Annotated in this window: 20 protein-coding genes; 11 read left to right on the top strand and 9 right to left on the bottom strand. The window is 67.2% G+C overall.

From position 1 onward, the window contains the following. Positions 1-54: 54 nt before the first annotated feature. The 3 genes from NGM06_RS08745 to aspS all read left to right on the top strand — a co-directional run bounded on the left by NGM06_RS08745 (position 55) and on the right by aspS (position 2428). The gene (locus NGM06_RS08745) at positions 55-777 is read left to right on the top strand and encodes a phosphoglycerol geranylgeranyltransferase (protein ID WP_254269900.1); all 723 of its coding nucleotides are present in this window, start codon (positions 55-57) and stop codon (positions 775-777) included. A 62-nt stretch (positions 778-839) separates the two neighbouring features. Continuing rightward, on the top strand, positions 840-1010 hold the full coding sequence (locus NGM06_RS08740; RefSeq protein ID WP_254269899.1) for a hypothetical protein: 171 nt from the start codon (positions 840-842) through the stop codon (positions 1008-1010). Between the two features lie 116 nt (positions 1011-1126). Beyond that, entirely contained in the window at positions 1127-2428 is a 1302-nt protein-coding gene (gene aspS, locus NGM06_RS08735) for an aspartate--tRNA(Asn) ligase (RefSeq protein WP_254269898.1), read from the top strand. Positions 2429-2503: 75 nt separating this feature from the next. Here the strand turns inward: aspS and NGM06_RS08730 are convergent, their stop codons facing one another. From NGM06_RS08730 to NGM06_RS08720, 3 genes are read right to left on the bottom strand one after another with little or no spacing between them, the layout of a single operon-like run. Next, positions 2504-3043 (bottom strand): PIN domain-containing protein, encoded by a 540-nt coding sequence (locus NGM06_RS08730; RefSeq protein WP_254269897.1) that lies wholly within the window; start codon positions 3041-3043, stop codon positions 2504-2506. After that, positions 3040-3342, bottom strand: coding sequence for a UPF0175 family protein (locus tag NGM06_RS08725; RefSeq protein ID WP_254269896.1), 303 nt, complete (start codon positions 3340-3342; stop codon positions 3040-3042). The genes NGM06_RS08730 and NGM06_RS08725 overlap by 4 nt, the downstream gene beginning before the upstream one ends. Before the next feature lie 54 nt (positions 3343-3396). Next, complete coding sequence (locus tag NGM06_RS08720) at positions 3397-4248, bottom strand: formate/nitrite transporter family protein (protein WP_254269895.1); 852 nt, start codon at positions 4246-4248, stop codon at positions 3397-3399. 129 nt (positions 4249-4377) lie between these two features. Here NGM06_RS08720 and NGM06_RS08715 point away from each other — a divergent pair, with 129 nt between their 5' ends. From NGM06_RS08715 to NGM06_RS08705, 3 genes are all read left to right on the top strand, one after another. Beyond that, entirely contained in the window at positions 4378-5214 is an 837-nt protein-coding gene (locus NGM06_RS08715) for a pantoate kinase (RefSeq protein WP_254269894.1), read from the top strand. 30 nt (positions 5215-5244) lie between these two features. After that, complete coding sequence (locus NGM06_RS08710; protein ID WP_254269893.1) at positions 5245-5988, top strand: 4-phosphopantoate--beta-alanine ligase; 744 nt, start codon at positions 5245-5247, stop codon at positions 5986-5988. 94 nt (positions 5989-6082) lie between these two features. After that, positions 6083-8605, top strand: a complete 2523-nt coding sequence (locus NGM06_RS08705) for an AAA family ATPase (RefSeq protein WP_254269892.1) — start codon at positions 6083-6085, stop codon at positions 8603-8605. A gap of 93 nt (positions 8606-8698) precedes the next feature. Here NGM06_RS08705 and NGM06_RS08700 read toward each other — a convergent pair whose 3' ends face one another. Beyond that, positions 8699-8893 (bottom strand): cold-shock protein, encoded by a 195-nt coding sequence (locus NGM06_RS08700; RefSeq protein WP_135826496.1) that lies wholly within the window; start codon positions 8891-8893, stop codon positions 8699-8701. 402 nt (positions 8894-9295) lie between these two features. Here NGM06_RS08700 and NGM06_RS08695 point away from each other — a divergent pair, with 402 nt between their 5' ends. After that, the gene (locus NGM06_RS08695) at positions 9296-10225 is read left to right on the top strand and encodes a sulfide-dependent adenosine diphosphate thiazole synthase (RefSeq protein WP_254269891.1); all 930 of its coding nucleotides are present in this window, start codon (positions 9296-9298) and stop codon (positions 10223-10225) included. Positions 10226-10379: 154 nt separating this feature from the next. Here NGM06_RS08695 and NGM06_RS08690 read toward each other — a convergent pair whose 3' ends face one another. Then, positions 10380-11945, bottom strand: a complete 1566-nt coding sequence (locus tag NGM06_RS08690; RefSeq protein WP_254269890.1) for a SagB/ThcOx family dehydrogenase — start codon at positions 11943-11945, stop codon at positions 10380-10382. A gap of 89 nt (positions 11946-12034) precedes the next feature. Between NGM06_RS08690 and NGM06_RS08685 the strand changes: the two genes are divergently transcribed. Continuing rightward, the gene (locus NGM06_RS08685; RefSeq protein WP_254269889.1) at positions 12035-12826 is read left to right on the top strand and encodes a DUF7001 family protein; all 792 of its coding nucleotides are present in this window, start codon (positions 12035-12037) and stop codon (positions 12824-12826) included. Between the two features lie 266 nt (positions 12827-13092). Here the strand turns inward: NGM06_RS08685 and NGM06_RS08680 are convergent, their stop codons facing one another. After that, entirely contained in the window at positions 13093-13770 is a 678-nt protein-coding gene (locus NGM06_RS08680) for a class I SAM-dependent methyltransferase (RefSeq protein ID WP_254269888.1), read from the bottom strand. A 104-nt stretch (positions 13771-13874) separates the two neighbouring features. Between NGM06_RS08680 and NGM06_RS08675 the strand changes: the two genes are divergently transcribed. Further along, positions 13875-14117, top strand: a complete 243-nt coding sequence (locus NGM06_RS08675; RefSeq protein WP_254269887.1) for a DUF8593 domain-containing protein — start codon at positions 13875-13877, stop codon at positions 14115-14117. A 127-nt stretch (positions 14118-14244) separates the two neighbouring features. Next, positions 14245-14490 (top strand): DUF8593 domain-containing protein, encoded by a 246-nt coding sequence (locus tag NGM06_RS08670; RefSeq protein WP_254269886.1) that lies wholly within the window; start codon positions 14245-14247, stop codon positions 14488-14490. 34 nt (positions 14491-14524) lie between these two features. On the opposite strand, the gene NGM06_RS08665 is transcribed toward NGM06_RS08670, so the two are convergent. Genes NGM06_RS08665 through NGM06_RS08655 form a run of 3 tightly spaced genes read right to left on the bottom strand, consistent with a single transcriptional unit; the run spans position 14525 to position 16793 of the window. Further along, a complete protein-coding gene (locus NGM06_RS08665) occupies positions 14525-15424 on the bottom strand; it encodes a thiamine-phosphate synthase family protein (protein WP_254269885.1) in 900 nt (299 codons plus the stop codon). Continuing rightward, positions 15421-16026, bottom strand: a complete 606-nt coding sequence (gene dcd, locus NGM06_RS08660) for a dCTP deaminase (protein ID WP_254269884.1) — start codon at positions 16024-16026, stop codon at positions 15421-15423. The genes NGM06_RS08665 and dcd overlap by 4 nt, the downstream gene beginning before the upstream one ends. Before the next feature lie 41 nt (positions 16027-16067). Next, complete coding sequence (locus NGM06_RS08655) at positions 16068-16793, bottom strand: Yip1 family protein (RefSeq protein ID WP_254269883.1); 726 nt, start codon at positions 16791-16793, stop codon at positions 16068-16070. A gap of 101 nt (positions 16794-16894) precedes the next feature. On the opposite strand from NGM06_RS08655, the gene pth2 reads away from it, so the two are divergent. After that, complete coding sequence (gene pth2, locus NGM06_RS08650) at positions 16895-17233, top strand: peptidyl-tRNA hydrolase Pth2 (protein WP_163522367.1); 339 nt, start codon at positions 16895-16897, stop codon at positions 17231-17233. Positions 17234-17255: the final 22 nt, after the last annotated feature.

The following is a 17255-nucleotide window of genomic DNA, read 5'->3' as shown; positions in this document are numbered from 1 at the left end:
CTTCTGCCTCTGGTTCCGAAGAGGTTTTAGCACGGAATACGGTTTACACGAATAATGACTACACCGTGGGCCGAATGGGACCACATCGTCAAGTTAGACCCCGACAAGACGCTCGCGGAGGGCGAAACCTTCGAGGACGTCTGCCGGACCGGTACCGACGCCCTCGAAATCGGCGGGACGCTCGACATGACCCAAGAGAAGATGCAGCGGGTCATCGACGCCTGCGCGAAGTACGACGTGCCGCTGTATCAGGAACCGAGCAACCCGGCGGTCGTCGTGGACCACGAGGCGCTGGACGGTTACCTCGTGCCCACCGTACTGAACGCCGGGGACATCGCGTGGGCGACCGGGTTCCACAAGGAGTGGGTCAAGACCAGCGACGTGAACTGGGACCGGACGACCACCGAGGCGTACGTCATCATGAACCCCGACGCCAGCGTCGCCGAACTCACCGACGCCGACTGCGACCAGTCGCCCGAGGACGTGGCCGCCTACGCCGAGGTCGCCGAGCAGATGTACGGCCAAGAGATAATCTACGTGGAGTACTCCGGCGTCTTCGGCGACCCCGACGTGGTCGAAGCGGCCGCGGACGCGCTGGAGGCGGCCACTCTGTTCTACGGCGGCGGCATCCACGACTACGACTCGGCGCGGACGATGGCCGAACACGCCGACGTGGTGGTCGTCGGGGACCTCGTCCACGACGAGGGCTGTGACGCCGTCCGCGAGACGGTCGAGGGAGCGAAGGACGCCAAGAAGACCGCCGCCGAATCGGTCTGAGCCGCTTATCTGGGGACACTGAGCCGACTGCGTATTCGCTGGGTGCTGGACGCCGTCGATAGTTGTTCTCGCTGCGTTTCGAGTCGTCGGGTGTCCAGCGGTCGGTCCGCCGGTCCAGCGACCGGTTCTCGGCGACTCCCCTCGTCGGTCTCCTACGGCCGACGGAGGTCGTCGGGGGATGGCTCGACCGGAACGGGAGGCGCGTCCGAATCAGCGTCGCGGACTGGCGATGAGTCGCATTTCCGAGACAGTTGCTAGCACGCTTCGGACAGGCCTTTTGCGGTCGGCGCGCCAGTTCCGTCCGGCTCGAATGACCGCGTTTAAGAACGCCCCGCGAGAACTCAGTGGTATGGAAGACCGAACGTACACCGCGGACGCCGAACCCGGCGACACGGTCACCGTGGCCGGGTGGGCGCACGAAATCCGCGACCTCGGTGGCATCGCATTCCTCATCGTCCGCGACACGACCGGCAAGATTCAGGTCAAGTTCGAGAAGGACGAGATGGACGACGACCTCGTGGACGCCGGCACGAACGTCAACCGCGAGAGCGTCGTGACGGTGACGGGCGACGTGGAAGAGGAAGAGCGCGCGCCCACCGGCGTCGAAATCGTCCCCGACTCCGTGGAGGTCATCGCCGAGGCCGACCCCGAACTCCCGCTCGACCCCTCGGGCAAGGTGGACGCCGACCTCTCGACGCGACTCGACAACCGCACCCTCGACCTCCGCAAGGAGGAGACCAAGGCAATCTTCGAGATTCGCGCCGAAGTCCTGCGGTCGGTCCGCGAGGCGTTCCGCGAACTGGGGAGCACCGAGATCAACACGCCGAAAATCGTCGCGACGGGCACGGAGGGCGGCACCGAACTCTTCCCCATCACCTACTTCGGGCAGGAAGCGTTCATGAACCAGTCGCCCCAGTTGTTCAAGCAACTGATGGTCGGGTCCGGACTGGAGCGCGTCTTCGAGATCGGCCCGATCTTCCGCGCCGAGGAACACAACACCCCGCGCCACCTCAACGAGGCGACCTCCATCGACTTCGAGAGCGCCTTCTTCGACCACCACGACGCGATGGACGCCTGCGAGACCGTCGTGAAAGCGGCCTACGAGGGCGTCGCCGAGAACTGTCAGGACGAACTCGAAGCGCTCGGCTACGAGGACTTCGAGGCTCCCGAGGGCGAGTTCCCGCGACTCTCCTACGAGGAGGCCATCGAGCGCATCAACGCCACCGGCGAACTCGACGAGCAACTCGTCTGGGGCGACGACCTGCCCACCGAGGGCGAGAAAGCGCTCGGCGACGACGTCGGCTCGCACTACTTCATCACCGACTGGCCCAGCGAGATCAAGCCGTTCTACATCAAGGACCACGACGACGACGAGCAACTCTCGACCGGGTTTGACCTGATGGCTCCGAGCATGGAACTCGTCTCGGGCGGTCAGCGTGAACACCGCTACGACCGACTCGTCGACGGCTTCGAACAGCAGGGTCTCGACCCCGACGCGTTCGAGTACTACACCAAGATGTTCAAGTACGGCATGCCGCCCCACGCCGGGTGGGGACTCGGCGGCGAGCGTCTCGTCATGACGATGCTCGGTCTGGAGAACATCCGCGAGGCCGTTCTCTTCCCCCGCGACCGCCAGCGTCTGAGCCCGTAGGCGAAGACGTTGGGAGCCAGCGAGACGAACAGCGTGAGTCTCGCGGGACCGCCAGCGTCTCTCGCCGTAAGCCGACTACTTCCTTTTCGCGGCGTCTTCGACCAGTTCGTACGCTTTTTCCCGGAGTTCGCCGGTCATATGTAAGCCGTGGCTATCGACGCGCCGAACTAGCTCTTTACCCTGTTCGGTGGTCATGTCACGTACTTCGACTGCGCGGACAATGACACCAACTGTTCCCGTAACGGTCGCACCAAGAGTATCAGCGATAGTTCGGACGCGTTTATCGTCAGAGATTACCAGAATCCGGTCGTCGTTTTGCCCAGTCCGGAGTACGCCTGCGATAATCCGAACATCGCCGTTAACGTCAGTCTCTCCGAGTAAATCTTTCGCCTTCCGTTCTCGCTCTGCTTCTTCATCGAGTAAATCGGCCCTTCCGCGGTTCAGCCCAACTGAGTCTCTGTCCAAGAACTCACTCACGTTAGTTTGGGCTGGTTCAGTCGAAACCTCGTCAAGAACCTCGCCCTCAATTATAATCTTACGGTCGAAAGTCTGCAACAGGTGCAGTTCTCCAATTTGTCCGAGGGAGATGAGGGTGGTTGCGTCAACGAGAATCATAGGTCCTGCACAGCATCGGCGTCAGCTTCCAGATCTCCGGGAGATAGCTGTGAAGTCAGATTCTGTTCACGCGCGATTTCGAACCATTCGCCCAGAGGTACGCCTGCAATTCGGGCCGCCTCGTTGACCGACACCTCGCCAGATTGGTATTGTTCAATTGCAATGCGAACGCGAATATCGTATAGACCCTCGTTGAGGGCTTTTCGGATTGTCGTACTCTTATCTTCGCCAAGAAGTTCTGCAACCTCCTCTAATGCTTCTTCCTCATCGTCGGGGATTCTCGCACTGATTGAAGGCACGTATACTTGGTACTACGTTGTAATCACTTATGAACTTACGGACGATTCACCGACTCATCCCGACTCCTGCTCGGCGGTCCCCTCGTCCACGTCCACGTCGATGTCCTCGGGGGAGGTCCCGCCGCGGATACCGTGGCCGTACTTGAGCAGGCCGACGAAGACGGAGCCGCCGATTACGTTGCCCACGGTGGACCACAGCAGGAAGTGCGCGAAGTCGAGGACGGTGATGCCCTGCCGGGCGAACATGCCGAGCATGACCTCGACGCTCCCCGCGATGGAGTGGGGCAGGTGGGCCAACCCGATGACCACCGCGACCAACCAGACGAAGAACGCCTGACTGATGGTGTTCTGTCCGGCGGCGACCAGCCACGTCATCAGCCCCATCAGCCACCCGGCGAGGACGGCCGCCAGCACGGTGGTGGACCACGAGTACTTCACCAGTCCGTGGGCGATTTCCCCGAAGGCCGACATCTCGACGGTCGTCAACTCCGGTCCGACCTGAACCGCGAGGAGCGAGAACAGCGCCCCGCCGACGAGGTTCGAGACGTAGATGACGCCCCACAGTCTGGCGAGTTTGCTCACGGACGCCTGTCCGTTGAGGACCGGCACGACGGCGAGCGACGTGTGTTCGGTGAACAGTTCCGACCGACCGAGGACGACGAAGATGAATCCGACGGCGTACGCGTTCGCCACCAGCAGTCCCGTCAGGGGGTCGGAGAACGCGCCGGAACTCATGGTGATGACGACCGCCATCAGGAAGGGACCGAAGCCGATGTCCAGTCCGGCCGACAGACCGGACAGCGCCAGTCCGACGTTCGAGCGCTGTAACTGGCTCAGTCCCTCCTCGATTTCCAGACCCAGAATCTCCTGATACGAGGTGGGCGACGGGTCGTTGTCGGAACTCATGTCCGGTGTGGGCGTACGACTACTCCGAGCGCGCGGAAGTGACTGATGGCCCGGCCGTCGCGTCGAACCGAACCGCCGCGACGAGCGCGGATTATAAAGGTTATACGGCCCGCCTCGAAACGTGAGAGTATGACCGACGACTCGTCGCGGGCGTTCGTGCCGGGCCACGTCACCGGCTTCTTCAGCGTCCACGACGCCGACGACCCCGAGCAGGCGGGGTCCAGAGGTGCAGGACTGACCCTCTCGGACGGCGTGACCGTCGAGGTCGAACCCGCCGCCGAGACGTCGATGCAGTTGAACGACGAACCCGCCGCCGTCGAAGCGGTGACGCGAGTCCTCTCGGCGCTCGACGTCGACGCGCGCGTGACCGCGACCACCGACCTCCCCGTCGGCGCTGGGTTCGGCGTCTCGGGAGCGACCGCGCTCGGAACCGCGCTGGCCGCCAACCGCGTCTTCGACTGCGGACGCTCGGAGAACGAACTGACGACCATCGCCCACGCCGCGGAGGTCGAGGCCGGGACCGGTCTCGGCGACGTGGTGGCCCAAGCCCGCGGCGGCGTCCCGATTCGACTCGACCCCGGCGCGCCCGAGTACAACCGCCTCGACGGCGTTCCCGAGCGAACGCGCGTCGAGTACCTGACGCTGGGCGAGCGCTCGACGTCGGCCGTGCTGTCGGGCGACACCGACCGACTCTCGAGGGTCGGCGTGGACAGACTGGTCGAACTCGTCGAGGAACCCACCCTGCCGACGCTGATGGCGGCCTCCCGCGAGTTCGCTCGGGAGGCCGACCTGCTCACGCCGGAGGTCGAGAGCGTCCTCGCCGACGTGCGCGAGGAGGGCGGCGAGGCCGCGATGGCGATGCTGGGCGAGACCGTGTTCGCGCTCGGCAACGGCCTGTCGCGTGCGGGCTACGACGCCGAGACCTGTGAGACCCACCCCGCCGGTGCGACGCTACAGATGGACTGATTTTTGGCGCGTCCCTGCGGAGTATCCGACATGACCGAGATTCCCGACGACCATCCGCGCGCCGAGTCGCTCCGGACCAGACACCGAATCGAGGCGGGCGTCGAGAAGGGCATCACCAGCAAACAGGGCCTCATCGCGCAGGGCCGGGGCGAGGCGTACGACTACCTGCTCGGCGAGGAGACGATTCCGAGCGCCGAGCGAGCGGAGCGCGCGGCCGCGGCCCGCCTCCTGCTGGCCGACCACGCGGTCCTCTCGGTCAACGGGAACGTCGCGGCGCTCGTGCCGGGGGAGATGGTGGAACTGGCGGACGCGGTCGGTGCCGACCTCGAAGTGAACCTGTTCAACCGGACCGAAGAGCGCATGGCGGCCATCGCCGACCACCTCCGGGACCACGGCGCGACCGACGTGAAGGGTCTCGCGGCCGACGCCCGGATTCCGGGACTCGACCACGAGCGCGCGAAGGTGGACGAGGACGGCATCCACGACGCCGACGTGGTTCTCGTTCCGCTGGAGGACGGCGACCGGGCCGAGGCGCTCTCGGAGATGGGCAAGACCGAAATCGTCGTGGACCTGAACCCGATGTCGCGGTCGGCCCGGGTCGCCGCCATCCCGATCATCGACAACATCGTCCGTGCCGTGCCGAACGTGACGGAGCACGCGAGAGAGTTGAAAGACGCCTCGCGCGAGGAGTTGGAAGCTATCGTCTCGGAGTTCGACCGCGAGGCGGCGCTGGAGGAGGCCGAACGGGCGATTCGGCAGGGCGACCTCGACTGAGACGGACGGGGTTGCTACATCTTTTTACTTCTCGAACACAACTACGTGACGATTACATGACGATTCGAAACGCACTCTTCGGGGGGATATCGCCGTGAGCGAGTACGAGGTCCGCTACATCGACCGCACGCTACCCGAACCCGAGTCCGTCCGCGACGCGCTCGCCGACGTGGACGAGGCCCTCACCGACCAGCGACTCCTCAGACTCTGTCGCCTCCTCTATCCCGCGGTCAGGGTCCGCGTCGCGTACCGGCCGTCCGGAGACCCCGAACCGGTGGCCGCACGTATCAACGTCCTGCTGGACGGACTCGACGCGGGCCACGAACCGGACCTCGCGGCGTTCGCCGAGAAGAGCGGGTCACCGATTCCCGTCTCGCTCGTCGGTCAGTACCGACTGGGGACTCACGCCGGTCCGGAGTCCGTGCTCCCGCTGGAGTTCGTGCGCTCGAAACGGACCGCCACGAGCGAACTGGCCGACGTCTTGCGCCAGACCGACGACGGTTCGGCCACCGAACTCCGGGAACGGTTCGGACTGCCCGCCGACTTCGACCCGTCGGGAACGGTCGAAATCGAGGATGCGACAAGACTCTACCTTCCGTTTTGGCTCGCACAGTTCGGCGGTAAGACCGCGAACAGCGAGCGCGTCGTCGCCTTCCGCGACGTCGGGTGGGTCGAGACCGACGACTCCGCCCGCGAGGAGACGTGGCTCTCGGACCACGTCGCTGGCGACCCGGCGTTACTCTCGCGAGTTCGGGAAGTAGCGCGCCTCGACGACCCGACGCCGTTCGAGGAACGCGCGCCGTCGGATACACGCGACGGGACGGAGAGTCGGCCCGACGACGAGACACGGGGGTCGGCCGACCCGTCCGCTCCTGTGAGTGGAGAGACAGACGCGGAACCACCGGAGGAGACGGACTCCGAGATAACAGTACCCGACGACGTAGAGTTGTCGGTCTCCTCGATTCTGGAGACCGACCCGGAGCGCGACTTCGCCGACGTGGGCGGCATGAGCGACCTGAAGGAGACGCTCAGAGAGTTGGTCCTAAAGCCGCTCGAAGAACCCGAAAAGTACGAGAAGTACGGACTGGGCGTCACCGACGGCGTGTTACTGTACGGTCCGCCGGGGTGCGGAAAGACCCACGTCGCCGGAGCGCTGGCGGGCGAACTCGACCGCCACTTCCTCTCGGTCTCGCCCAGCGACCTGACCAGCAAGTGGGTCGGCGAGGCGGCCGACAACGTCGCCGACGTGTTCGCGGTCGCTCGCGCCAACGCACCGTGTCTGGTGTTCATCGACGAGATAGACGCCGTGGCCAGCGACCGGAGCGGACGGATGACCAACACCGAACAGCAGATGGTCAACCAACTGCTCACGGAACTCGAGGGCGCGAGCGACGACGACGTGGTGGTGTTGGCCGCGACCAATCTCGTGGAGGACGTGGACGACGCGGTGTTGCGTTCGGGCCGGTTCGACGAACGCGTCGAAGTGACCCCGCCGGACGCCGAGGCGCGTGAGGCGATTCTCGAGGTCCACCTCGACGGGCGGCCCACGGCGTCGGAACTCTCGCTGACGGAAGCGGTCGAGCGGACCGCGGGCTACGCCGCCAGCGACCTCGAACTCGTCGCCGAACGCGCGGCGCGGGCCGCGCTCGCGGACGACGCCGACATCGGCGAGGCGCACCTGCTCTCGGCCGCCGACGAGGTGGAGACGAGCATCGCCGGATGGCTCGACCAGTACGACGTGGCGGCGGAGGGCGCGGCCGACGAGGAGGGCGTCCGGCGGCCCCCGGGCGTCTCGCTGGACGCGGAGCAACTCCTCGACGCGCCGCCGTCGCGGGACTTCGCGGCCGTCCCCGGGATGACGGAGACGACCACCGCGCTCCGGGAGCGCGTCCTCGACCAACTCGAAAATCCCGAGCAGTACGAGGACTACGGCGTCGATTCACCGGACGGCGTCTTACTGTACGGCCCGCCGGAGTGCGGGAAGACCTACCTGAGCCGGGCTATCGCGGGCGAACTCGGCTGGCCGTACCTTCGCGTGACGCCACCGGCGTTGGCCGTCGAGTGGGACGGGACGCCCGAGGAGAACGTCGGGGACGCGTTCGAGGTGGCGCGAGCGAACGCGCCCTGCGTGCTGTTCGTGGACGACCTCGACGCGCTCACGCCCGGCGGCCGAGGCGCGAGCGACCGGGGACTCTCCCACCGCCTCGCTGCCGAACTGGACGCGACACCGTCGGAGGTGTTCGTCGTCGGAACGACCCACCTCGTCGAGGACGTCGCCGATTCGGTGTTGCACGCGGGCTGTTTCGCCGAACGCGTCGAGGTTCCGCTCCCGGACGAGGAGACCCGCGAGGCAGTCCTGCGCGAGGCGCTGGACGACCGCCTCCTCGGCGACGTGGACTGGGACGTCGTGCTCGAAGCGTCGACGGGCGACAACGTCAGCGACCTCCGGTCGGTCGCCCAGAGCGCTGCGCGGGCGGCGCTCCGGGAGGGCGAGGCGGTGACGACCGACCACCTCGTCGAGGCGCTCGACGCGGTCGGCCAGAGCGTCGCCGACTGGAGCGAACGAAATCGGTACGCCGACAGCGAGTACGGGTCGGACCTGCGGACCGTCTTCTGAACGCGACCGGACGGTGGCTTCGACTCGTCGGTATCGTGAGTATTCGCAAAAATCGCAGTGCCGTGTGTCGCGTAGCGCGACGTGTTTTCCGACTTACGCCCGGACGACGTTCGTCGCGCGGGGGCCCTTGGGGGCGTCTTCGATGTCGAATTCGATGTCAGTTCCCTCTTCGAGGTCGGGACCGCCAACGTCCTCCATGTGGAAGAACACGTCGTCGTCCGCGTCGTCGGTAGAGATGAAACCGTAGCCGCCTGTGTCGTTGAAGAAATCAACAGTTCCGTTTGCCATTGCAACTATAGAGAGGCCGGACTCACGGATAACGCTTCCGAGAGCCGGGATATCACGGGTCTCGGGTGGGTTTTGGGCCAGTTTCGATTGCGAGGGTCGGGTTGTAGTCCACGTTCGGTTCCGAGACGATACGACGCTGTAGCTAGCTACTGCCGTCACCTACGAGTTACCGCAACCGCACAGCACCGCCCTCAGCCCTCCCCAGCCTCCTCCCTCACTGCGTTCGGTCACCCCTCGCACGGGAACGGTGCGACACGAAGTCGCGCCGGAAGACAAACCGCGACTTCCGAACCCTCGGTCGCTTCTCTCCCGAGGACGCCAGCGCGCGCCGAGTTGACGGTGTCACCGTCTCGCACTCAATTCGGAACCTCTTTCAACCACGGTGTAATACCACTTGGTTGTATGAGCGAATTCGACCAGTTCAGCGACGTCGGCGAGGCGGAAGTCACCCGCGCCATCGGACAGGAGTGGACCGAGGAGTTCATGGACTTCTCGGACAGCGACGTCATCGTCGTCGGCGGCGGTCCGTCGGGACTGACGGCCGCCAAGGAGCTATCGGAACGCGGCGTCCAGACGATGGTCGTCGAGAAGAACAACTACCTCGGCGGCGGGTTCTGGCTCGGCGGCTTCCTGATGAACAAGGTGACGGTCCGGGACCCGGCCCAGCAGGTGCTCGACGAACTCGACGTGGACTACAAGCCGTCGCAGGACTCCGAGGGTCTCTACGTCGCCAACGGACCCGAGGCCTGTTCCGGTCTCATCAAGGCGGCCTGCGACGCGGGCGCGAAGATGCAGAACATGACGGAGTTCACCGACATCGTAATTCGGGAGGACCACCGCGTCGGCGGCATCGTGATGAACTGGACGCCGGTCCACGCGCTCCCCCGCGAGATCACCTGCGTGGACCCCATCGCCGTCGAGGCCGACCTCGTCATCGACGCGACGGGACACGACGCCATGGCCGTCTCGAAACTCGACGAGCGCGGCGTCCTCGACGCCCCCGGCATCGGCGACGCGAAGGAGAACGCGACGGGCATGGACCAGACCGGCGACGACTCCTACGGCGCGCCCGGCCACGACTCGCCCGGCCACGACTCGATGTGGGTCGGCAAATCGGAGGACGCCGTGGTCGAACACACCGGTCTCGTCCACGACGGTCTCGTCGCGACCGGGATGGCGACCGCGACGACCTACGGCCTGCCGCGGATGGGACCGACCTTCGGTGCGATGCTCATCTCGGGCAAGCGCGCCGCCCAGTGCGCCATCGACGAACTCGGCGTGGACGCCGACCCAGTCGATATGACCACCCGGACCGCGTCGGCTGACGACTAGCCACTTTTTACGAGGTGGGGTTTCCTCGATCGCTGCGGGAACCCCATCCCACAAAGACTCGGAGAAAAACCTCCCGGACGCGAGCGAAGCGAACGTCCGGCGAACCGTGCGCCTCCGGCGGGCGGATGCTTCGACGGACCAGTTGGTCGAGATTCTACTCCGCGACGCCCATCGCGAACATCGTCGTCGGGGTCTGGCTCTCGGCGCGCGGCGAGAGGAACTCGGTCACCTCGTCGTCGAAGAACGTCAGGCCCGTCCCGCCGAGCGGACGATGAGCGTAGGTCGCCAGATAGAGTCGCCCGAGTACGACGCCCGCCTCCAGTTGCGCCAGACGGTATCCCCGGTCGCCCAGTTCCTCGACCACCGCATCGACGTCCGTCATGCAGTAGACGTTGACGTGGGCGTCACCGGCCCACTCCTGACCGAGCGCCAGTCGGGTCTGGTCCCGACTCGTCGCGTCGCCGAGTCGCTCCAGCGCCTCCTCCTCGGGGTGGAACTGGTAGCTCCCGTCCGGCACCTCCTCGACGTCCGTCGCGAGAACGTACACGTCGTTGAACCGGAGGCCCGACGCGTCGCCCGCGTTCCAGTCGCCCGGAACGCCCCGCGTGGCCCGGTCGAGGACGGTCCCTAGCTTTCGTCGGCTCAGCGGTTCGTCGGCGAACTCCCGGCAGGAGCGACGGCGTCGGATGGCGTTCCACAGCGGCCGCGCCACCTCCGTCTCGTAATCGACCGGGGCGAGCGGGACGCGCTCGCCGTCGCCCGGCGAGACGCTCCCGACCGAACCGGCCTCGCGAACGCGGTCGCGCCACGCCGCCGCCGACTCGCCGTCGGAGAGGGTGCTTCCCGCCCACGCTTCGTACGGGAGGTCGTGCGAGCGGTCGTGAGCGGGGTGCGCGACGGTCTCGGGTTCGACTGGTTCGACCGGCGGCGATTCGTTCGCGGACGGGCCGCCGTCCGGCGCGCCCCGCCCGACCGAGACGAGTTCGAGCGGGGCTTCGGTCTCGGGGGCGACCCCGAGCAGGTCGGCGACCGAACGGTCGTCGAACCCCGTCACGACCGACGCGGGCAGGTCGAAGGCGTGGGCGGTCCCGAGCAGGTTGGCGACCACGGTCCCCGAGTCCCAGAACGCGTGGCGGTAGGTCCGCTCGCGGTACTTCCACGCGTTGCGCCACCACTCGGAGGTGACCGCGACGGTGACCGGCGCGTCCGCGACGCCCGCGCCGGGACCGGCCGCGTCCGCGAGCGCTCCCCGGTAATCCCCTTCGCGGAGAACGTCCAGCGAGAACGTCGTGGGGTCGAAGTGGTAGACGCCAGCGTCGAGACCGTCGAGGTCGGCGCAGACCACGTAAGCGTCGATGTGGTGGAGATTGCCGGTACAGGACGCCGCCCGGTAGTACGTCGGGTGGGCGACCTCGTCGGCCGGATGGGCGCTCTCGGCTTTGATGCCCGCGGCGTAGTAACAGAGCGAGGCCACGGTCACGGCGTCCACGGGGTCACGTGCGGTCTGTTCGGTCCCGGCGAGCGGGTCGGCGTCGGCCTCCGCGACGACCGACAGCGCCGGGAGGACTGGCGCGCGGACTCCCGGAAGCGACTCGCGCGGTCGGTCGCGGAGGGACTTGAAGGGCCGTGGCATCGTCTCGAAGTCGAGTTCCAAGTCGGGGTTCGGGAAGTCGCTCGTGGCGTGTTTCGTGCGTTCGTGGTACTCGGGAGCGCGGACCATGTGGCGATAGTTACTTCCAACCGACACTTAGGAGTTGCCGTGGTTCGGGGAACCGCAACACGTTTCTCCCGGTGGTACAACCCACGAATATGGTTGAGACGGTGATTCTCTACCGCGCGCCGACCGCCGTCGCGGACGCCGACGCGATCGCCAGTTGGCTCCGCGACCGACTCCCCCGAGGAGACGACGGCGACCCCGAAGTCCGAGTCCGCGACCGCTTTCTGGACGTCCGTCGGAACGACGGCGACGCCGAGACGCTTGCCGAGCGGTTCGCCGAGGCCCGGGTCCTCTCGCCGCACGAGCGCGAGACCGGCAACGCGATGCTGGGCATCGTCCGGTACGAGGAGCGGGCGCTCGACCACCCCGAGCGAGAGGGCGGCGTCCTCTACGACGGCGTGGCGGTCCAGCGCGCACTGAACGACGCGATTCCCGAGGACGAGCGGAGCCTCGACCACCTCCACGTCTCCCTGCTGGACCGCGCGGTCGGCACGTGGGGCGACCACGACGGCCGGTGGCACAAGCGCGTGAACGTCCTCGGGCAACCCGCGCTCGTCTCGGTGCCGGGTCTCTACGAAGCGCCCGCCAAGCCCGAGGAGTATTACGAGGAGAAGCAGAAACACGCGCTGCTCTCGGGCGACGCCCCGCCGCGCGAGGTGCTGGAGAACGAGGTCGACGGCGAGTTTCTGGTCGAAGACGACCCGCGGACGACCGAGGCGCTGAAGGGCTACGTCCTGCAGGCGGTCCACTGCTGGCGGACCGGCGAGGCGTTCTGCGAGGAGTCGGGGTGTCGGCTCTCGAACCCCCACCGACAACCGGGCGTGGTGGCGGCCCAACTCCGCGACCCCGAGTTCTGTGAGACGCACGCCGAGTTGTACGGATAATCGTCACCAGTCACCCGCGCCAACCGACCGCGGCGAGTTCCCGCTGGCGAGCGTTTCGCAAGCGGGCGCGGCCTCTGACAGACCGGGCTGTCTGATAGCCCCGGTTTACACCGGTGGCTGGCTAGCGTCGAACCGGCGACGTCGTGACTTCGGCAGTCAGTATCCGTCGTCCGGGGCTGGTATCCCCGACCACTACCCCAAACTGGACTTCTCCTGCGGTGCGCAATCGGCGCGGTCGAATCCGAGAGATGGACGGTGAGCGACGGCTATCCGATTCGTCCGCCGGTGATTCGGACCACGCCGAGCGCGTGTTCGGTGTGCGTCGTCTCGTCGGCGCGCTCCCGGAGCGCACGGCGGGCCGCCGCCACCCGTTCGTCGAGGACGGTCCACGGCGCGGCCTCGTACGCCTCGACACCGCTCGGCGACGAGGCGACGACGAGTCCCCGGAACGCCCGGTTCACGGGCCACCCGAACCACCGCGGCGTCTGGGCGGCGTCGAGCAACGCGAGACGGCCGCCCGGCGCGAGCAGGTCGGCCCACCGATTCACGGCCGCCTCGGGGTCGGCCAGCATCCCCACGACGAACGTGGCGAGGACGGCGTCCGGGGCCTCGCGGAACTCGACGTCGGTGGCGTCGGCCCGCACGCAGTGGACGTTCCGCCAGCCCTCGCGCTCGATTCGGTCGCGGGCGCGAGCGAGCATCCCCTGCGTGAAGTCCACGCCGACGACCCGACCCTCGGGACCGACGCGCTCGCGGAGGTGCGGGAAGTTCGCGCCCGTACCACACCCCATCTCGACCACGGTGTCGCCGGGGTCGAGCGCGAGCGCGTCCGCGGCCCGGGCGCGGAGTCGCCCGAGTCCGGGCGTCGCGCGTGCGAGCAAATCGTAGAAGTCGGCCCACCGCCCGTAGAACTGCTGCGCCGCCGTCGTCGCGTCTGTCGCCATGGCTACTCCCTACCACCTCCGGCGACAAAACGGTGAGGCCGCCAATCGGAAGCGAATCGGACGGCCGGTGGCGTGAAGGACCGCCGCGTCGTACCGCCGTCGTCATGACAGTCGCGCTCACCGAGGACGAGGTGGACAAGCGCGTCGTGGACCGCGACGGAACCGAGATGGGGACGGTCGTGGACGTACACCACGGCGCGGCACACGTCACCGCCGACGAGGAGACCGTCGAGGAGATGCAGACTCGCCTCCCGCAGGGAAGCATCGACGAGACCACCTACGCGGTCCACGACGAGAGCGTCGCCGAGATTACCGACGAGGAAATCGTGCTGGACGTCTCGGAGTGAGTCCCGGACGGGACTCCCGAGACAGTGGCGGGAGCATTCTCCGCGTCCGTACTGCCGCAGTTCGTCACGTCAACCGCTCGCGTCCGGGGGCCGCAGTCGTCTTCACCGGGTACGTCGAACGCAGGATATGGAGTTCACCGAAGAAGACGAAAGCGCGTCCGTGTTCGACGCCGACCGCGAGAAGATAGGCGTCGTCACCGAAGTGCGGGACGGGACCGCCTACGTCGAACCCGAACCCAGTCTGACCGAGGAACTGAAGGCCAAACTCGACTGGGGGAGCCACGAGGCCGACGAGGACGCCTACGCGCTCCGGGCCGACTGGATAGACGAGAGAGACGACGAGATTCTGCTGCGGACCCGGCCCCGAGAGTAGCGAGAACCGGATTTTCGAGCGGTCCGTCCGCGACTCAGAGCAGACTCCGGGCCATCTCCGCGACCGCCTCGGCGTCGTCGCCGAGAAGGTAGACGATGGGTTCGATGCCGTAGCCGCCGGTGTGGTAGAGGACGGTCGCGTCCGGGTGTTCGCCGAGGACCGCGCCGAGCACCGCGTCCAAATCGTCGTACTCCGCGTCGAACTCGGCCGCCTCGTGACCGTCCGCTTCGAGCGCCGCGACGATGTCCGGGTCGTAGCGGACGTTGAGCGCCGCCCGCGCGTCGCTTCCGTTCCGGCGGGCCGCGAGCAGTAGCGAGGCGACGTGTTCGCTCACGCCGAACTCGGGTTCCGAGGGGACGGTCGTCTGACCTTTCACGTCGAAGATGCGGCCGGGGACGCCCGCCACGTCGTCGATGCCGTCGGCGTCGGGCGTACACTCACAGAGGTTCGACCCGACCGCCGGGATGAGCGACGCGAACCCGCTGGCGCTCTCGACGATGGTCAGGCCCCGGCGGAGCGACGACCGGACGCGCTCGGTCACCCGGAGTTCGCCCTCCGGGTCGTGAACGTCGAAGTCGCCGCCGTGGCCCGCGAGTTCGGGCATCTCCGCCTCGTGAATCTCCGCGACGAGGTCGCGCTTCTCCAGTCGCCGAATCAGAATCTCGATTTCGACCAGCGCCTCGACCCGACTCATCGTGTCCTCGGCCAGTCCCTCGCCGACCCGGGCGACGAGGTTCCGGACGCGCTCGTCCGCGAGGATGCGCTCGTTGCGCTCGACCTCGCCGTTGGCGTACTTCGACACCGCGCTCTGACTGATGCCGAGCAGGTCCGCGACCTCGCTCTGAGTCAGGCCCCGGTCGCGCAGGTCCTCGGCCAGCATCGAGCGGACGGTGGGGAGGAACTCCTCGACCACTATCTCCTCCGCGAACCTCATCTGTGTTCACCCGACTTCTGGTCGCCGCCGAACTCCTCGTCGCCGCCGATCTTCGAGGCCTGCGGTCCCGACTGGTCCTGATACTTCGACCCGCGGTCGGCCCCGTACGGGCGGTCCGACGCGCTCTTGAGTTCGGTGAAGATGAGTTGGGAGATGCGGGTCCCGGGCGTGAGCGCAACCGGGGCGGTGCCCAGGTTCGAGAGTTCGAGGGTTATCTGGCCGCAGTACCCCGGGTCCACGACGCCCGCGGTGGCGTGGATGACGACCGCGAGGCGGCCGAACGACGACCGCCCCTCGACGTGGGCCAACAGGTCCGGCGGAATCTCGACGCGTTCGCGGGTCGTCCCCAGCACGAAGTCGCCCGGGTGGAGGATGAACTCGTCGCCCTCGTCCACGTGGGTCTCGGTGACGTACTCCGAGACCTCCTGTTCGCTGTCCGGGTGGATGCAAGGGATGTTGGTGCGCTGGAACTCCAGAAACTCGCGGCCGAGTCGCAGGTCCACGCTCGCGGGTTGAATCTGGAGGTCGGGGTCGTCCAGCGGTTCGACCACGAGGTCGCCAGCCTCCATTCGGTCGAGGATGTCGGCGTCCGAGAGTATCATACTCGGGAGTTAGCCCCGAGGTGCCTAAATGAACCGGTCTGTTAGAACGCGCTCAGCAGGAACCCGACGAACGCGACGCCGCCGCCCGCGACCGCCGCCCCGCCGGTCGAGAGGTCGCGGGCGCGTTTCAGTCCGAACGTCCAGACGTACCCCTGCCAGCACGCCCCGGCCAGCGAGAGGGCCACGGTGTCGCCCCGGACGCGCTGGCTCAGCGACCGTATCTGGGACGCCAGCATCTCGGGGTCCGACGCCGCGAGGTCGATGCCGCCGAGCGCGGCGTACATGAAGCCGAACCCGACGACCGCCTGCACCGCGCTCGGCAGCATGCCCCACCCGGCGACCGCGAGGGTGTCGAGGAACGACCCCCGTCCGCCCATCAGCGCGGAGGCGACGTGGAGACCGAGCGCGACCAGCGGCCACCCGAGGAGGACGCCGACGAACACCAGCGGGAGGCGCTCGGTGAACGCGCTCCACAGCAGGTCGCCGACGACCACGGTCTTCTGCTCCGGTTCGTCACAGCCTTGCTGCACCATCTCCTCGGCCTCGGTGCCCGCCTCGTTCTCGCAGACCCAGTCGGGCGGGCGCTGCTCGTTGGGTATCTCGGCCGTGGCGGTGAGTCGCTGTGCGAGCGTCCACCCGAACGCGCCGACGACTGCCGTGGAGACCAGCGCGACGACGAGGACGACCGCCGCGGCGCGAGCGAGGTTCAGGTTCGGCGCGCGCTCGGCGAAGAACTCGTCCGGACGGAAGAGCGGAGTGGGGACCATGCGAGAACGCCCGGAGCGCGACCCGATATTTCTGTCGTTACGGTGTCGTTTTCCGGGCGGGAGTAGCCACCGATTTATTCCCGCGGGCCGTCCGAGGAGCCATGAAGCAGACCATCGTCGCCCGCGCCGACCTCGGCATGGGCCAAGGGAAACTCGCCGCGCAAGTCGCCCACGCCTCGCTGTCGGCCTACGAGGACACCGGGACGAAGACTCGAAAGCGATGGAAGGGCGAAGGCCAGAAGAAGGTCGTCGTGAAGGGGAACGGCGAGGACGAACTCTTCGAACTCGCCGAGAAGGCCCGGGCGGAGGGCCTGCCTCACGCCGTCGTCCGCGACGCGGGCCACACCCAACTCGACCCCGGCACGGTCACGGCGCTGGCGGTCGGCCCGGCCGACGACGACCTCGTGGACAAGGTGACGGGCCACCTCTCGCTGTACTAGATTCTCGTAGCGTACGGTCGTC

It is taken from the genome of Halorussus aquaticus (assembly GCF_024218795.1).
In the GTDB taxonomy this organism is placed as follows: domain Archaea; phylum Halobacteriota; class Halobacteria; order Halobacteriales; family Haladaptataceae; genus Halorussus; species Halorussus aquaticus.
This window is presented reverse-complemented; position numbering and strand designations above follow the sequence as displayed.

Coding starts and splice junctions, on each gene's coding strand:
- NGM06_RS08665 (WP_254269885.1), bottom strand. CDS start 15,424: ATGAGGTTCGCGGAGGAGATAGTGGTCGAGGAGTTCCTCCCCACCGTC.
- dcd (WP_254269884.1), bottom strand. CDS start 16,026: ATGATACTCTCGGACGCCGACATCCTCGACCGAATGGAGGCTGGCGAC.
- NGM06_RS08670 (WP_254269886.1), top strand. CDS start 14,245: ATGGAGTTCACCGAAGAAGACGAAAGCGCGTCCGTGTTCGACGCCGAC.
- pth2 (WP_163522367.1), top strand. CDS start 16,895: ATGAAGCAGACCATCGTCGCCCGCGCCGACCTCGGCATGGGCCAAGGG.
- NGM06_RS08685 (WP_254269889.1), top strand. CDS start 12,035: ATGGTTGAGACGGTGATTCTCTACCGCGCGCCGACCGCCGTCGCGGAC.
- NGM06_RS08720 (WP_254269895.1), bottom strand. CDS start 4,248: ATGAGTTCCGACAACGACCCGTCGCCCACCTCGTATCAGGAGATTCTG.
- NGM06_RS08745 (WP_254269900.1), top strand. CDS start 55: ATGACTACACCGTGGGCCGAATGGGACCACATCGTCAAGTTAGACCCC.
- NGM06_RS08690 (WP_254269890.1), bottom strand. CDS start 11,945: ATGGTCCGCGCTCCCGAGTACCACGAACGCACGAAACACGCCACGAGC.
- NGM06_RS08700 (WP_135826496.1), bottom strand. CDS start 8,893: ATGGCAAACGGAACTGTTGATTTCTTCAACGACACAGGCGGCTACGGT.
- NGM06_RS08730 (WP_254269897.1), bottom strand. CDS start 3,043: ATGATTCTCGTTGACGCAACCACCCTCATCTCCCTCGGACAAATTGGA.
- NGM06_RS08655 (WP_254269883.1), bottom strand. CDS start 16,793: ATGGTCCCCACTCCGCTCTTCCGTCCGGACGAGTTCTTCGCCGAGCGC.
- NGM06_RS08675 (WP_254269887.1), top strand. CDS start 13,875: ATGACAGTCGCGCTCACCGAGGACGAGGTGGACAAGCGCGTCGTGGAC.
- NGM06_RS08710 (WP_254269893.1), top strand. CDS start 5,245: ATGACCGAGATTCCCGACGACCATCCGCGCGCCGAGTCGCTCCGGACC.
- NGM06_RS08695 (WP_254269891.1), top strand. CDS start 9,296: ATGAGCGAATTCGACCAGTTCAGCGACGTCGGCGAGGCGGAAGTCACC.
- aspS (WP_254269898.1), top strand. CDS start 1,127: ATGGAAGACCGAACGTACACCGCGGACGCCGAACCCGGCGACACGGTC.
- NGM06_RS08715 (WP_254269894.1), top strand. CDS start 4,378: ATGACCGACGACTCGTCGCGGGCGTTCGTGCCGGGCCACGTCACCGGC.
- NGM06_RS08680 (WP_254269888.1), bottom strand. CDS start 13,770: ATGGCGACAGACGCGACGACGGCGGCGCAGCAGTTCTACGGGCGGTGG.